General features: G+C 64.7%; 14 protein-coding genes. 13 read left to right on the plus strand and 1 reads right to left on the minus strand.

The genetic code is table 11. The annotated features are described in order from the left end of the window. From PQQ53_RS12505 to PQQ53_RS12535, 7 genes are all read left to right on the plus strand, one after another. Positions 1-441 (plus strand): DNA polymerase III subunit gamma/tau C-terminal domain-containing protein (locus tag PQQ53_RS12505; protein WP_408324285.1); only part of this gene is annotated, 441 nt, incomplete at its 5' end. A 67-nt stretch (positions 442-508) separates the two neighbouring features. Continuing rightward, on the plus strand, positions 509-835 hold the full coding sequence (locus tag PQQ53_RS12510; protein WP_007182071.1) for a YbaB/EbfC family nucleoid-associated protein: 327 nt from the start codon (positions 509-511) through the stop codon (positions 833-835). A gap of 306 nt (positions 836-1,141) precedes the next feature. Beyond that, positions 1,142-1,738, plus strand: coding sequence for a recombination mediator RecR (gene recR / locus PQQ53_RS12515; RefSeq protein WP_168668462.1), 597 nt, complete (start codon positions 1,142-1,144; stop codon positions 1,736-1,738). A gap of 139 nt (positions 1,739-1,877) precedes the next feature. Then, complete coding sequence (locus PQQ53_RS12520; protein WP_408324287.1) at positions 1,878-3,131, plus strand: CaiB/BaiF CoA transferase family protein; 1,254 nt, start codon at positions 1,878-1,880, stop codon at positions 3,129-3,131. A 214-nt stretch (positions 3,132-3,345) separates the two neighbouring features. Further along, entirely contained in the window at positions 3,346-4,383 is a 1,038-nt protein-coding gene (locus PQQ53_RS12525; protein WP_408143205.1) for an ABC transporter substrate-binding protein, read from the plus strand. Positions 4,384-4,534: 151 nt separating this feature from the next. Then, positions 4,535-5,347: an ABC transporter ATP-binding protein gene (locus tag PQQ53_RS12530; protein ID WP_121318369.1), complete on the plus strand. Its 813-nt coding sequence runs from the start codon at positions 4,535-4,537 to the stop codon at positions 5,345-5,347. 92 nt (positions 5,348-5,439) lie between these two features. After that, on the plus strand, positions 5,440-6,264 hold the full coding sequence (locus PQQ53_RS12535) for an ABC transporter permease (RefSeq protein ID WP_042323772.1): 825 nt from the start codon (positions 5,440-5,442) through the stop codon (positions 6,262-6,264). Between the two features lie 118 nt (positions 6,265-6,382). Here the strand turns inward: PQQ53_RS12535 and PQQ53_RS12540 are convergent, their stop codons facing one another. Then, the gene (locus PQQ53_RS12540) at positions 6,383-7,357 is read right to left on the minus strand and encodes an NADPH:quinone oxidoreductase family protein (RefSeq protein WP_408324288.1); all 975 of its coding nucleotides are present in this window, start codon (positions 7,355-7,357) and stop codon (positions 6,383-6,385) included. A 232-nt stretch (positions 7,358-7,589) separates the two neighbouring features. Between PQQ53_RS12540 and surE the strand changes: the two genes are divergently transcribed. From surE to rlmD, 6 genes are all read left to right on the plus strand, one after another. After that, on the plus strand, positions 7,590-8,348 hold the full coding sequence (surE, locus tag PQQ53_RS12545; protein ID WP_408143210.1) for a 5'/3'-nucleotidase SurE: 759 nt from the start codon (positions 7,590-7,592) through the stop codon (positions 8,346-8,348). Continuing rightward, on the plus strand, positions 8,345-9,457 hold the full coding sequence (locus PQQ53_RS12550; RefSeq protein WP_408324290.1) for a protein-L-isoaspartate(D-aspartate) O-methyltransferase: 1,113 nt from the start codon (positions 8,345-8,347) through the stop codon (positions 9,455-9,457). Before surE ends, PQQ53_RS12550 begins: the two co-directional genes overlap by 4 nt. Positions 9,458-9,462: 5 nt before the next feature. Next, positions 9,463-10,392 (plus strand): peptidoglycan DD-metalloendopeptidase family protein, encoded by a 930-nt coding sequence (locus PQQ53_RS12555; RefSeq protein ID WP_408324292.1) that lies wholly within the window; start codon positions 9,463-9,465, stop codon positions 10,390-10,392. An 11-nt stretch (positions 10,393-10,403) separates the two neighbouring features. After that, positions 10,404-11,486, plus strand: a complete 1,083-nt coding sequence (gene rpoS, locus PQQ53_RS12560; RefSeq protein WP_408143216.1) for an RNA polymerase sigma factor RpoS — start codon at positions 10,404-10,406, stop codon at positions 11,484-11,486. A gap of 4 nt (positions 11,487-11,490) precedes the next feature. Further along, positions 11,491-12,267, plus strand: a complete 777-nt coding sequence (locus PQQ53_RS12565; protein ID WP_408143218.1) for a 3'-5' exonuclease — start codon at positions 11,491-11,493, stop codon at positions 12,265-12,267. A 161-nt stretch (positions 12,268-12,428) separates the two neighbouring features. Further along, positions 12,429-13,859 carry a 23S rRNA (uracil(1939)-C(5))-methyltransferase RlmD gene (gene rlmD / locus PQQ53_RS12570; RefSeq protein ID WP_408143219.1) on the plus strand — a complete coding sequence of 477 codons (1,431 nt, stop codon included), beginning with the start codon at positions 12,429-12,431 and terminating at the stop codon, positions 13,857-13,859. The last annotated feature ends 64 nt before the right edge of the window (positions 13,860-13,923 follow it).

Raw genomic sequence — 13,923 nt, forward strand, 5'->3', positions numbered from 1 at the left:
CTGCCGCCCGCCGTGCCGCTCGACCCGCTGGGTTTCAACGGCGACTGGCCCGCGCTCGCCGTCGATCTGCCGCTCAAGGGCATTTCGTATCAGCTCGCGTTCAACAGCGAACTGATGGCGCTCGACGGCAACACGCTCAAGCTGAATGTACCGGTGCCGCAGTACGCGGAAGCGTCGCAGGTCGCTAAACTGAAGGCCGCGCTTGCGGAAAGGCTCGGCCGGCAGATCGAGGTGCTGGTCGAAGTCGGTGCGGCGCGCCGCACCGCCGCCGCGCACGACGCCGCGATGCGCGCGCAGCGTCAGCAGGAAGCGGAGCGCGAGATCGGCGCCGATCCGTTCGTGCAGTCGCTGATCCGCGAGTTCGGCGCGAGCATCGTGCCCGGCTCGATCCGCCCGATTACACCGGACGCCGCAGCGAACGGCGCGTCGCCGGCCCACTGATTCGCCGCGCTATCCGCTGTAGCGCGCCCGATTTCCAGATTTCACGCTATCAAGAAGGAGCATGTCCATGATGAAAGGCCAACTCGCCGGGCTAATGAAGCAAGCCCAGCAGATGCAGGAAAACATGAAGAAGATGCAGGAGCAACTCGCGCTGATCGAAGTCGAGGGGCAGTCGGGCGCCGGTCTCGTGAAGGTGACGATGACCTGCAAGAACGACGTGCGCCGCGTGTCGATCGACCCGAGCCTGCTCGCCGACGACAAGGACATGCTGGAAGACCTCGTCGCGGCGGCGTTCAACGACGCCGTGCGCAAGGCCGAAGCCACCGCCCAGGAAAAGATGGGCGGCATGACTTCGGGTCTGCCGCTGCCGCCGGGCTTCAAGCTGCCGTTCTGAACGACGCCGTCGCCACGCGCGTGAGCGCCGCGGCTGCTGCCGCCGCGGCGTGAACGGAGCGTACAGACCGGCGCCGCCGAGCGGCACGCGCGAAGGCAACGTGCGAACCGGGCGGCCTGAGCGCAGCGCGCGACTTGTATGCGCAGTCCATTCGCATCGGTGCGCGCCCGGTCGCTCGAACCGTCCATCAGACGCGAGGACGCAGGCCTCCCGGCCACGACCGCGCCGGCAGACAATGCCTGACCGAATTCACTGCATCGCGACCCGCATCCATCACGGGCATCATCCACTTCGACGCCGATCCGCATGAAACAACCTTCCGCCTTGTCGGCGCTCGTCGAAGCGCTGCGCGCGCTGCCCGGAGTCGGGCCGAAGTCCGCGCAACGCATGGCGTATCACCTGATGCAGCACGATCGGGAGGGCGCCGGGAAGCTCGGCCGCTCGTTGCTGTTCGCGACTGAGCATCTGAAGCACTGCGAGAAGTGCAACACCTTTACCGAAGCGCAGATCTGCGAAGTCTGCCTCGATGAGGAGCGCGATCCGACGCTGCTGTGCGTCGTCGAAACGCCTGCCGACCAGATCATGCTCGAGCAGACCATGACCTATCGCGGCCTGTATTTCGTGCTGATGGGGCGGCTGAGTCCGCTCGACGGCATCGGCCCGAAGGAGATTCATTTCGACCGGCTGGTCAGGCGCGCCTCAGACGGGGTCGTCAAGGAAGTCGTGCTCGCGACCAATTTCACCAACGAAGGCGAAGCAACCGCGCACTACCTCGGGCAGACGCTCAAGGCGCGCGGTCTCGCCGTCACGCGTCTCGCGCGCGGCGTGCCGGTGGGTGGCGAGCTCGAGTATGTCGACGCCGGCACGATCGCGCGCGCGATGCTCGACCGGCGTTCGATGTAATACCACGGCGACCTGCACGCCATGCCGCGCAAGCAACGGGCGCGGCTGCGGCATCGGGCACGCGTCGCGGCCGCAGCCTGAACCGTTATGACCGCACAGGTTGAAACCGCGCAGGTCAGAAACAGAAGAAAGGAGACACATGAGCGCTACCCCCGAATCTGACGCGAGCGCCGCGCATGATGGCCAGAATCAGGCACCGCGCGGCCCGCTCGCCGGTGTCAAGGTGCTGGAACTCGGCACGCTGATCGCGGGCCCGTTCGCCGCGCGTTTTCTCGGTGAGTTCGGCGCCGACGTCATCAAGATCGAAGACCCCAAAGGCGGCGATCCGCTGCGCAAATGGCGCAAGCTCTATCCGGAAGTCGGCGGCACCTCGCTGTGGTGGGCCGTGCAGGCGCGCAACAAGAAGTCCGTCACGATCAATCTGAAGGCCGAAGAGGGCAAGGAGATCGTGCGGCGTCTCGCGAAAGAAGCGGACATCGTCGTCGAGAATTTCCGGCCGGGTCTGCTGGAGAAACTCGGACTCGGTTATGACGTGCTGTCCGCGGATAACCCCGGCCTCGTGATGGTGCGTCTGTCCGGCTACGGCCAGAGCGGCCCGTATCGCGACCGGCCCGGCTTCGGCGCGATCGCCGAATCGATGGGCGGCTTGCGGCATATCACCGGCTATCCTGACTTGCCGCCGCCGCGCATCGGCATTTCGATCGGCGATTCGATCGCCGCGCTGCACGGCGTGATCGGCGCGTTGATGGCGCTGCATCACAAGCAGGTCAACGGCGGCAAGGGGCAGGTCGTCGACGTCGCGCTGTATGAGGCCGTCTTCAACATGATGGAAAGCGTGGTGCCCGAATACGGCGTGTACGGCATGGTGCGCGAGCGCACCGGCGCATCGCTGCCGGGCATCGTGCCGTCGAACACGTATCCGTGCCGCGACGGCAGCATCGTGATCGGCGGCAACAGCGATCCGATCTTCAAGCGGCTGATGATGGCGATCGAGCGCGAGGACCTCGCGAACGATCCGGGGCTCGCGCATAACGACGGGCGCGTGCCGCGCACACAGGAGATCGACGGCGCGATTGCCGCGTGGCTCGCCACGCGCACCATCGACGAAGCGCTCGCGGTGCTGAACGCGGCCGATGTGCCGGTTGGCCGCATCTACAGCGTGGCGGATATGTTCACCGATCCGCAGTTCATGGCGCGCCAGATGATCCAGCGCTTCAAGTGGCAGGACGGCAAGGAAATCACGCTGCCGTCGGTCACGCCGAAGCTTTCGGCGACGCCGGGCGAGACGCGCTGGCTCGGTCCCGAACTGGGTGAACATACCGATGAAGTCCTGCAATCGCTAGGTTATGATGCTGACGACATCGCAAGGCTGCATGCGCAACAGATAGTGTGAAGCCTGGCGCGGCGCAAGCAGCCGCGCGACGCGCGACACGAACGCGGCGCCCACGAGCGCCGCGCAAGAAAACACAGCAGCGATAAAAACGGCTGCGAAAACGGCTGCAAAAAGCAGGTAAATGGCAACCGCGCACAATCATGCGCAACCGCGAGCAGCCGCGAAAAAAAAGCTTCAAAAAAGCCGCACAACAAAAGTTCGGAGACGACAGACCATGCAACGCAGAACCTTCCTCGCCGGTAGTGCCGCGCTCGCGGGCGCGACGCTGGCGGCTTCGCCGCTCGCTTTCGCGCAGGGCAAACCTGAAACCACCAAAGTAGCGATCGCGGTCGGCGGCAAGAACCTGTTCTACTATCTGCCGCTGACGATTGCAGAGCGTCGCAATTACTTCAAGGACGAAGGCCTCGACGTCGAGATTTCCGATTTCGCCGGCGGCTCGCAGGCATTGAAGGCTGCGGTCGGCGGCAGCGCGGACGTGGTCTCCGGTGCGTTCGAACACACGCTGCTGTTGCAGGCGCAGAAACAGATGTTCCGCGAATTCGTGCTGCAAGGACGCGCGCCGCAGATCGTGCTGGCGGTATCGAAGAAGACGATGCCGAACTACAAATCCATTGCCGATCTCAAGGGCAAGAAGATCGGCGTGACGGCGCCGGGTTCCTCGACCTCGATCATGGCGAGCTTCGTACTCGCGAAGGCCGGGCTGAGCGCGAAAGATGTCGCGTTCATCGGCGTGGGCGCGGGCGCCGGGGCGATCGCCGCGCTGCAGTCGGGGCAGATCGATGCGATTGCCAATCTCGACCCGGTCATGACCAAGCTCGAGCGCACCGGCGAGATTCGTGTCGTGTCCGACACGCGCACACTTGCCGATACGCACAGCGTGTTCGGCGGCAACATGCCGGCGGGCTGCCTGTACGCGTCGCAGAGCTTCATCACGAAGAATCCGAACACCACGCAGGCGCTCACCAACGCGATGGTGCGCGCGCTCAAGTGGCTGCAGGCGTCGACCGGCAGCGAGCTGATCAACACGGTGCCGGAAGGCTATCTGCTCGGCGACCGCGCGGTGTATCTGGACGCGTGGCAGCATGTGAAGGAAGCGATGTCGCCCGACGGCCTGATGCCCGCCGATGGTCCGGCGACGTCGCTGAAGACCTTGCAGGCGTTCGATCCGAACATACAGGGCAAGCCGATCGATCTGTCGAAGGCGTGGACCAACGACTTCGTGAAGAAAGCGCTGACCACGGTCAAGGTGTAAAGCGCGCTCGGGCAGGCGCACGCGAGGCAGCGCAGACGCGGCGTTCGCTGGGTTCGCCGCGCCCGCGCCGCTCTGAGCGCAAGGCGCCGCCATGACGCCGCTACGACACCACCCCTTACCCAAACCGATCTTCGAACAAGCGAGCTGAACGATGACCGTAGCCGCCCTGGCGCTCGACAACATCACCTGCACGTTCGCTGCGCGCGACAATCGCGCGCAGCGCTACACGGCGGTCAAGGACACCACGTTGCGCATCGCGCCGGGCGAGTTCGTCTCGGTGGTCGGTCCGACCGGCTGCGGTAAATCCACGCTGTTGAACGTCGGCGCGGGCTTGCTGACGCCGTCCTCGGGTTCGGTCAGCGTGTTCGGCGAGCCGCTCGACGGCATCAACCGGCGCGCCGGCTACATGTTCCAGGCCGACGCGCTGATGCCGTGGCGCTCGGCAATCGACAACGTGATGGCCGGCCTCTCGTTTCAAGGCGTGCCGGCGCCGCAAGCGCGCGCCAAAGCCGACGAGTGGTTAAAGCGCGTCGGTCTCGGCGGCTTCGGCGATCGCTATCCGCATCAACTCTCGGGCGGCATGCGCAAGCGCGTCGCGATGGCGCAGACGCTGATTCTGGATCCGGACATCATCCTGATGGACGAGCCGTTTTCCGCGCTCGATATCCAGACGCGCCAATTGATGGAAAACGAACTGCTTGACCTGTGGGCCGCCAAGCGCAAGGCGGTGTTGTTCATCACGCACGATCTCGACGAGGCGATTGCGATGTCCGATCGCGTGGTGGTGTTGTCGGCGGGGCCGGGCACGCATCCGATCGGCGAATTCACGATCGATTTGCCGCGTCCGCGTGACGTCGCCGAAATTCGTGCGCATCCGCGTTTCGTCGAGCTGCATGCGCAGATCTGGAGCGTGCTGCGTGATGAAGTGCTCAAGGGGTATCAGCAGCAACTGAGCGCGGTCTAATCGCGCGTGTCGTCTGGCGCTGTGCCGTGCCGCACGCGTGTATGCGCGCCTGGCTCAGCGCGTTGTTCCAATCGTCCAAGGCAAACCGAGTCATGTGGAAGACGTTACGCCCGAGGCGGGCGAATCTGGTGATCTGGCAATGGCTACTGCTCGTGCTGTGCTTCGTGCTCTGGTACGTGCTGACCAGCCCGACGCTGCTGCCGGCGTTCTATTTCGACGATCCCAACAAGGCCGCGTTCTTCTTCGGCGAGCCGCAGAAGGTGTTGCAGCGGATCTGGGAGTGGTTCACGGGCGGCGAGATCTATCTGCATCTATGGATCACGCTGGTCGAGACCGTGCTCGCGTTCGTGCTCGGCACCGCGCTCGGACTCGGCGTCGGTCTGTGGCTCGCGCTCGCGCCGCTTGCGAGCGCGTTGTTCGATCCGTATGTGAAGGCCGCCAACTCGATGCCGCGCGTGATTCTCGCGCCGATCTTCGGCGTGTGGTTCGGTTTGGGCATCTGGTCGAAGGTGGCGTTGGGCGTGACGCTGGTGTTCTTTATCGTCTTCTTCAACGTCTACCAGGGCGTGAAGGAAGTCAGCCCGGTCGTGCTCGCGAACGCACGCATGCTCGGTGCGAACCGCAAGCAGTTGCTGCGCTTCGTCTATTTGCCGAGCGCGATGAGCTGGGTGTTTTCCAGCTTGCATACGTCGGTCGGCCTCGCGTTCGTCGGCTCGGTGGTGGGCGAGTATCTCGGCTCGGCGCGCGGGGTCGGCTATCTGATTCTGCAAGCCGAAGGCACCTTCGATATCAATACGGTGTTCGCGGGCATTCTGGTGTTGACCGCGTTCGCACTGGTGCTCGATGCGATCGTCGGGATTGGCGAGCGGCGCTTGATGAAGTGGCAGCCGAAGACCGGCGACACCGAGAAACTGTAGTCGCGCTGGCGCGGGCGCTCGATAAAAAGCGGCGTGCGGGTTTCTACCGCACGCCGTCTTCGTTTGTGCCGCTCGCTCGATCGTGCATCGCTTCACCCTCGATCAAACGCACGCCGGCTCAAGGCGTAATCACCACCTTCCCGATCACGCGACGCTCGGCCATATCGCGCAAGGCGCGGCCGGTGTCGTCGAGCGAATAGCGGGCTGACACGTACGGTTTGAGCTTGCCTTCGCGGATCCAGCCGGTCATCTGCTCGAACGCGGCGTGATTGCGCTGCGGCTCGCGCTTCGCGAAGTCACCCCAGAAGACGCCGACCACGCTCGCACCTTTGAGCAGCGTCAGATTGAGCGGCAACTTCGGAATCTCGCCGTTCGCGAAACCGACTACCAGATAGCGCCCACGCCAGCCGATGCTGCGAAACGCCGGTTCCGAATACACGCCGCCGACCGGATCGTAGATCACGTCCGGGCCTTTGCCGTCGGTGAGCGCCTTGATGCGCTCGCGCAGATCCTCGGTGCTGTAGTTGATGGTCGCGTCCGCGCCGTGTTTGACACAGGCGGCGAGCTTCTCGTCGCTCGACGCCGCCGCGATCACGCGCGCGCCGAGCGCCTTGCCGATCTCGACGGCCGCCAGCCCGACGCCGCCCGCCGCGCCCAGCACCAGCATCGTTTCGCCGGCCTGCAACGCGCCGCGATCGACCACCGCGTGATGCGAGGTGCCGTACGCGAGCGTGAATGCCGCGGCCACGTCGAACTCGACGCCATCCGCGAGCGGCACGCAGCCCGCGGCCGGTGCCAGCGCCTGTTGCGCGAAGCCGCCCGAACCGGTGTACGCGACCACGCGCGCGCCAGGCTTGAACTGCGTGACGCCGTCGCCGACCGCACGCACGACGCCCGCGACTTCCGAGCCGGGCGTGAAGGGCAGGGGTGGTTTGAACTGGTATTTGTTTTCGATGATCAGCACATCGGGGAAGTTGACGGCTGCGGCTTTGACGTCGATCACGACGTGGCCGGGCGGCGGCACGAGGTCCGGCAGGTTGTCGACGACCAGGCTCTCCGGCGGCCCGTATTGATTACAGCGAATCGCGCGCATCGTGTCTCCATATCGATCAGGGTTCGCAAACATTCGCAAGCAGTCCGAGTGTAAAACAAACAGCACGACCGTGCGTTTTTATCGTGCGGCAGGCGACCGGTATGCGTGCGGCGCATCGGCGACGGGTGGCCCGAGATCGTTCACCGCAAACGTTGCACGCGCGCGTCGGATACGGCGCGCGCATGGCTGCCGTGTCGTTCGCGTGCCATCTTTCCTCGGTTACAATCGCCGCATGCGAATCCTACTCAGCAATGACGACGGTTACCTGGCGCCGGGCCTTGCTGCGCTTTACGAAGCGCTCAAGCCGATTGCGGACGTCACCGTGATGGCTCCCGAACAGAATTGCAGCGGCGCGTCGAATTCGTTGACGCTGTCGCGGCCGCTCTCGGTCCTGCGCTCGGCCAATGGCTTCTACTACGTGAACGGCACGCCCACCGACTCGGTGCACATCGCGTTGACGGGCATGCTCGACCATACGCCGGATCTGGTGGTCTCGGGCATCAACAACGGCCAGAACATGGGCGAAGACACGCTCTATTCGGGCACGGTCGCCGCCGCCACCGAAGGCATCATGTTCGGCGTGCCGGCCATCGCGTTCTCGCTCGTCGACAAAGACTGGGTGCATCTCGAAGACGCGGCCCGTGTCGCCGCCGACATCGTTAAGCATTATCTCGAGCAGCCGCTGCCCGGGCATCCATTGCTGAACGTCAATATTCCGAACCTGCCTTACGACCAGCTCGACGGCTGGCATATCACGCGTCTCGGCAAACGACATCCATCGCAGCCGGTGATCCGCCAGACCAACCCGCGCGGCGAGCCGATCTACTGGATCGGTCCGTCGGGCAGCGCGCGCGACGCGAGCGAAGGCACCGATTTCCACGCGGTCGTCAACGGCCGGGTGTCGATCACGCCGCTGCAGCTCGATCTGACCCACACGCAAATGCTGCCCGCGGCGCGCGACTGGGCGCGCGCCGGCAGCGGCGCTTCATGACGAGCGAGCGCGCCAAGCGTTTTCCGCTCGGCCTCGAGGACCTGGTGCGCGAACCGCGCCGGCCCGAGGGGCGCCCGGGCGAAGTGCGCGCGGCGGCGCTTGCCGCGAGCGCGGCGCTGAATGCGCGTCAACAGCCCGCGAAGCCGCAAGCGAGAACGCCGGGCAAAGCGCAGAGCGCGCTTCAGCCCAAGGCTCAAGCCGTGCCGCAAGCGAGACCGCCGGGCCAATCCGCAGCCCAATCGGCAGTCATTACGCAGCCGAAGCCGCAGGCCGCGCCGTCGACATTACTGTCGTCATCGATCAAACCGCCGGCCAGGCCCGCGATACTGACCGCACATGGCAAGGCCGCGCAGACGCCGAGCCCGACTGCACGCACCGCGGCGCAGTCCACACCGTCCGCCAAACCCGCCGGCCGCGCCAACGAGCGCATGACGGCGCCGAACGTCGCGTTGAGCGGCGCATTGGCGCTGACTTCGGAACGGGTCCGCGAACGGATGGTCGAACGCCTGCGTGCGAACGGCGTGACCGATCAGCGCGTGCTGAACGCGATGTCAGTGGTGCCGCGCCACATGTTCGTCGACCCGGGCCTCGCGGCCCAGGCGTACGAAGATGCGGCGTTGCCGATCGGTCATCACCAGACGATCTCCAAGCCCTCGGTGGTCGCGCGAATGATCGAACTGGCCGCGGCCGGCCGCGCGCTGACCAACGTGCTCGAAATCGGCACCGGCTGCGGGTATCAGGCGGCGGTGCTGAGCCAGGTCGCGCGCGAGGTGTATTCGATCGAACGCATCAAGCCGCTGTCCGAGCGCGCGAAGACGAATCTGCGTCCGTTGCGTATTCCGAACATACGGTTGCATTACGGCGACGGGCGGCTCGGTTTGCCGTCGGCGGCGCCGTTCGATGCGATCGTGATCGCCGCGGCCGGACTCGACGTGCCGCAGGCCTTGCTTGAACAACTCGCGATCGGCGGCCGTCTGGTTGCGCCGGTCGGCTCGCAGGACGGCCAGAACCAGGTGCTGACGCTGGTCGAGCGCCTTGGGCCTGCGCAATGGCGCGAGTCGCGGCTTGATCGCGTTTTCTTTGTACCCTTAAAATCCGGAGTGATTTGACACCGATGAGTATGTTGCGCGCGATGCAAAGAACCAGCCTGAATGTCCCCATGACCGTAACCCAGCGTAGCGTGTGCGTGCTCGCCTTGTCCCTGTTGATGACGGCTTGTGCTTCCCGGCTCGACCAGGCGCCTGTCGTCGACCGCTCCGGCGGCGGTGTACTCGGCACCCAGGCCGCGCAGCCGGCCGTGCCGCTCGGCCCGCCGCCGCCCGGCTACTACCGCGTGAAGCCGGGCGACACGCTGTACCGGATTGCGTTGGAGAACGGCCAGAACTACCGCGATATTTCGACGTGGAACAACCTGACCAACCCGAATCAGATCGAGGTCGACCAGCTGTTGCGTGTCGTGCCGCCGGGTGCGAATACGGCCGGGCTGACGCCGGGTGTCTCGACCGCGCCGATCGGCGGCACTGGCGCGGTGCAGAGTGCGCCGCTCGGCGGTGCGTCGACGGGCGCCGCAGCCGGCGTCGCCGTGCCGCCGCTGTATGGCGCGACTGCGAACAACCAGGCCATGACGCCGCCGGCCAATCCGAACGCCGCCAGCGACTCGGCCAATGGCGCATCCGGCAACGTCGCGTTTGCGTGGCCGGTGCGCGGTCCTCTGCTCGGCACGTTCAACGATTCGACCAACAAAGGTGTCAATATCGGTGGTGCCGCAGGCGATGCGGTGAAGGCTTCCGCGGATGGCCGCGTGGTCTATGCCGGAAATGGGCTGCGTGGTTACGGCAATCTCATTATCATCAAGCATGACGCAACTTATCTCACCGCGTATGCACACAACCGCGCTTTGATGGTAAAAGAGGGAGACGCGGTGACGAAAGGCCAGAAGATCGCTGAGATGGGCAATAGCGATTCCGACCGTGTGATGTTGCATTTCGAAGTTCGCCGTCAGGGTAAACCTGTCGACCCACTGAAGTATTTGCCGCCGCAATAAGCGATACGACCATGCCGAAATCGAAGCGCCGCCCGCCGCAAGCCGAGACTGAAACGATCAGCCAAGCCACGTCCGCTGCGGTGGATGAAAGCGGCGCTTCGGAAGTGGAAGAAGAGATCGCAGAAGAGCGCGATCTCGACGAGCGTCAGAGCGGCACCGACGAAGCCGGCGACGCCCGTGAAGGTGCGAGCGAAGCCGCGCCGGATGCCGACGATTTCCGCGCGCTGCTGCAAGCCGAGCTGACGGCCGACACCATCCAGCATTATCTGAATCGCATTAGCGTAAAGCCGCTTCTCACCGTCGAGGAGGAGCAGAAATATTCGCGTCTTGCCAAAGCGGGCGAGTTCGATGCGCGGCAGGTGATGATCGAGCGCAATCTGCGGCTGGTCGTCAGTATCGCGAAGGGTTATCTGAATCGCGGCGTGCCCTTGCTCGATCTGATCGAAGAGGGCAACCTCGGTCTGATGCACGCGATCGAAAAATTCGATCCGACGCGCGGCTTCCGCTTTTCGACTTATGCGACCTGGTGGATTCGTCAAAGCATCGAGCGCGCGATCATGAACCAGGCGCGCACCGTGCGCTTGCCGGTGCACGTGATTCGTGAGCTCAACCAGGTGTTGCGCGCGAAGCGCCATCTGGAAAAGAACTCGATGAATTCCGGTGAGGCCGCCGAGCGCCGCGACGCCAGCATCGACGACATCGCCTATCTGACCGGCAAGACCACCGACGAAGTCACCGACATTCTCGCGCTCAACGAGCACACGGCCTCGCTGGATGCGCCGCTCGACCTCGATCCGGCGAGCAGCCTGCTCGATCTGCTGTCCGACGACCAGAGCCAGTCGCCGGATGCCGAAGTGCAGCATCGCGAGCTGGAAACGCTCACGCGGGCGTGGCTCGCGCGCCTGTCGGACAAGCATCGTCATGTGATCGAGCGCCGCTTCGGGCTCAATCACATCGAACCCGCCACGCTCGAAGAACTGGCCGACGAAATGGGCCTCACGCGCGAGCGTGTGCGCCAGATCCAACAGGAAGCGCTTGTGCGTCTGAAGCGCTTCTTCGCCTCCAACGGTGTTCGGAAGGACGCCGTTCTATAACCTGATGACTCCGATTCTTGTTTTCGACATCGAGACGATTCCCGATGTCGCCGGCATTCGCCGCCTCGAAGATTTGCCTGCCACGCTGAGCGACGCCGAAGTCGCCGAGCACGCGTTCGCCGCTCGCCGTGAAAAGACCGGTAGCGATTTTCTGCCGCATCATCTGCAACGGATCGCCGCGATCTCCTGCGTGTTCCGCGACAACAACGGTTTCCGCGTGCGCTCGCTCGGCACGCTGGAAGACGGCGAGGCCGCGCTGATCCAGTCGTTCTATCGCGTGATCGAAAAGTACACGCCACAGCTCGTGTCGTGGAACGGTGGCGGATTCGACCTGCCGGTGCTGAACTATCGGGCATTGGTCCACGGTATTCCCGCCAGCCGCTTCTGGGATCTCGGCGAGGACGACCGCGAGTTCAAGTGGAACAACTACATCAGCCGCTATCACGCGCGCCATACGGATCTGATGGACGTGCTCGCGATGTATCAGGCGCGCGCCAACGCGCCGCTCGACGCGCTCGCCAAGATGTGCGGCTTTCCCGGCAAGATGGGCATGGACGGCAGCCAGGTGTGGCATGCCTATCAGGAAGGCCGCATCGAGGAAATCCGTAATTACTGCGAGACCGACGTCGTCAATACGTATCTGCTGTATTGCCGGTTTCAGCTGATTCGCGGCGCCTTTTCGGCGGCGGAGTATGCTGATGAGATCAACCTGGTCAAGAATGCCCTGGCGCTGGAAGTCGCGCCGCAATGGGCCGAGTATCTGGCGGCGTTCGAGCAGTAGTGTTGCGCTGGCCGGCGCCAGAGCCGGCTGACGAGGCGCCGCGCCGGATCGCCGGCCGCCGCGGCGGTTGACGACACAACAGCGAATCGCACGCGCGGCCGGCTACCGCAGCGCTTCGTCTACAATCTCGCCTTTCCCCCAAGTCTGTCAGGAAGTCGCAGGTGTCCCGAACTGCCCCCCATCGTCGCTCGCCGAAGCGCCCCGCGAAATACCAGAAGGCGCCGGCGCCCGCGCCCGCGCCCGTCATCACCGGCAATGAACCGGTCATCGAAATCGATTCGCTCGATATGGAAGCGCGCGGCGTCGGCCGCACCGAGAGCGAAGACGGCACGCCCGGCAAGGTGATTTTCGTCGAAGGCGCATTGCCCGGAGAGCGCGTCAGCTACTCGACGCATCGCAGCAAGCCGAAGTTCGAGCAAGCCGAAGTCGTTCAGGTGTTCCGCGAGAGCGTGATCCGCACCAAGCCGAAGTGCACCTACTTCGATATCTGCGGCGGCTGTTCGATGCAGCACGTCGATATCCGCGCGCAGGTCGCCGTCAAGCAGCGCGTGCTCGAAGACAACCTGCAGCATCTGGCGAAGCTGCGCCCCGAAACGGTGTTCCGGCCGATTCACGGGCCGGCCTGGGGGTATCGCTATCGCGCGCGCCTCGCGGTGCGCTTTCTGCCGGAGAAGGGCGGCATGCGCATCGGCTTTCACGAGAAGAAGAGCAGCTACATCGCCGACATGAAGACCTGCGAAGTGCTGCCGCCGCATGTCTCGGCGATGCTGATGCCGCTGCGTTTCATGGTTCGCAAGCTGTCGATCTACGACTGCATGCCGCAGCTTGAACTGGCGGTCGGCTCGTCGGTCACGGCGCTGGTAGTGCGCAACCTCGAACCGATCACCGCCGCCGACGAACAGGTGCTGCGCGATTTCGCCGACGAGCACAAGGTGCAGTTCTGGCTTCAGCCCGGCGGCCCGGACACGGTCGCGCCGCTCTATCCGCTCGACGTGCAGCTCGACTACACGCTGCCGGAATACGACATTCGCATGCCGTTCAAGCCGACCGACTTCACCCAGGTAAATCACGCGATCAACCGCGTGCTGGTCAGCCGGGCGTTGCGCCTGCTGGCGCCGGCGCGCACCGATCGTGTGCTCGACCTGTTCTGCGGGATCGGCAACTTCACGCTGCCGCTCGCGCGGATCGCGAAGGAAGTGGTGGGCATCGAAGGCAGCGAAGTCTTGACCACGCGGGCGCTCGCCAATGCCGAACTGAATGGCGTGGCGGGGCATACGTCGTTCGCGTGCCGCAATCTGTTCGAAGTCACCGCCGACGACCTGCGCGCGCTTGGCCATTTCGACAAGTTCCTCATCGACCCGCCGCGCGAAGGCGCGCTGGCCGTCGCGAAGGCGCTGGCGGAGATCGCGCAGAGCGGCAACGGGCCGCTGCCGAAGCGCATCGTCTACGTGTCGTGCGCGCCGGCGACGCTCGCACGCGATGCGGGCCTGCTCGTGCATGAGGCCGGTTACCGGCTGGTCGGCGCGGGCGTGGTGAACATGTTCCCGCACACGTCGCACGTGGAATCGATCGCGTTGTTCGAGCGGGACTGAGCGCCGCTGACGGCCTTATTGGCCGCCTGTAGCGGAACGATGCAGGCGGTTCGCACAAATAAAA

The sequence above is a fragment of the Paraburkholderia strydomiana genome (assembly GCF_046030495.1).
GTDB lineage: Bacteria > Pseudomonadota > Gammaproteobacteria > Burkholderiales > Burkholderiaceae > Paraburkholderia > Paraburkholderia strydomiana_A.

Coding starts and splice junctions, on each gene's coding strand:
- PQQ53_RS12510 (WP_007182071.1), top strand. CDS start 509: ATGATGAAAGGCCAACTCGCCGGGCTAATGAAGCAAGCCCAGCAGATG.
- recR (WP_168668462.1), top strand. CDS start 1,142: ATGAAACAACCTTCCGCCTTGTCGGCGCTCGTCGAAGCGCTGCGCGCG.
- PQQ53_RS12520 (WP_408324287.1), top strand. CDS start 1,878: ATGAGCGCTACCCCCGAATCTGACGCGAGCGCCGCGCATGATGGCCAG.
- PQQ53_RS12525 (WP_408143205.1), top strand. CDS start 3,346: ATGCAACGCAGAACCTTCCTCGCCGGTAGTGCCGCGCTCGCGGGCGCG.
- PQQ53_RS12530 (WP_121318369.1), top strand. CDS start 4,535: ATGACCGTAGCCGCCCTGGCGCTCGACAACATCACCTGCACGTTCGCT.
- PQQ53_RS12535 (WP_042323772.1), top strand. CDS start 5,440: ATGTGGAAGACGTTACGCCCGAGGCGGGCGAATCTGGTGATCTGGCAA.
- PQQ53_RS12540 (WP_408324288.1), bottom strand. CDS start 7,357: ATGCGCGCGATTCGCTGTAATCAATACGGGCCGCCGGAGAGCCTGGTC.
- surE (WP_408143210.1), top strand. CDS start 7,590: ATGCGAATCCTACTCAGCAATGACGACGGTTACCTGGCGCCGGGCCTT.
- PQQ53_RS12550 (WP_408324290.1), top strand. CDS start 8,345: ATGACGAGCGAGCGCGCCAAGCGTTTTCCGCTCGGCCTCGAGGACCTG.
- PQQ53_RS12555 (WP_408324292.1), top strand. CDS start 9,463: ATGAGTATGTTGCGCGCGATGCAAAGAACCAGCCTGAATGTCCCCATG.
- rpoS (WP_408143216.1), top strand. CDS start 10,404: ATGCCGAAATCGAAGCGCCGCCCGCCGCAAGCCGAGACTGAAACGATC.
- PQQ53_RS12565 (WP_408143218.1), top strand. CDS start 11,491: ATGACTCCGATTCTTGTTTTCGACATCGAGACGATTCCCGATGTCGCC.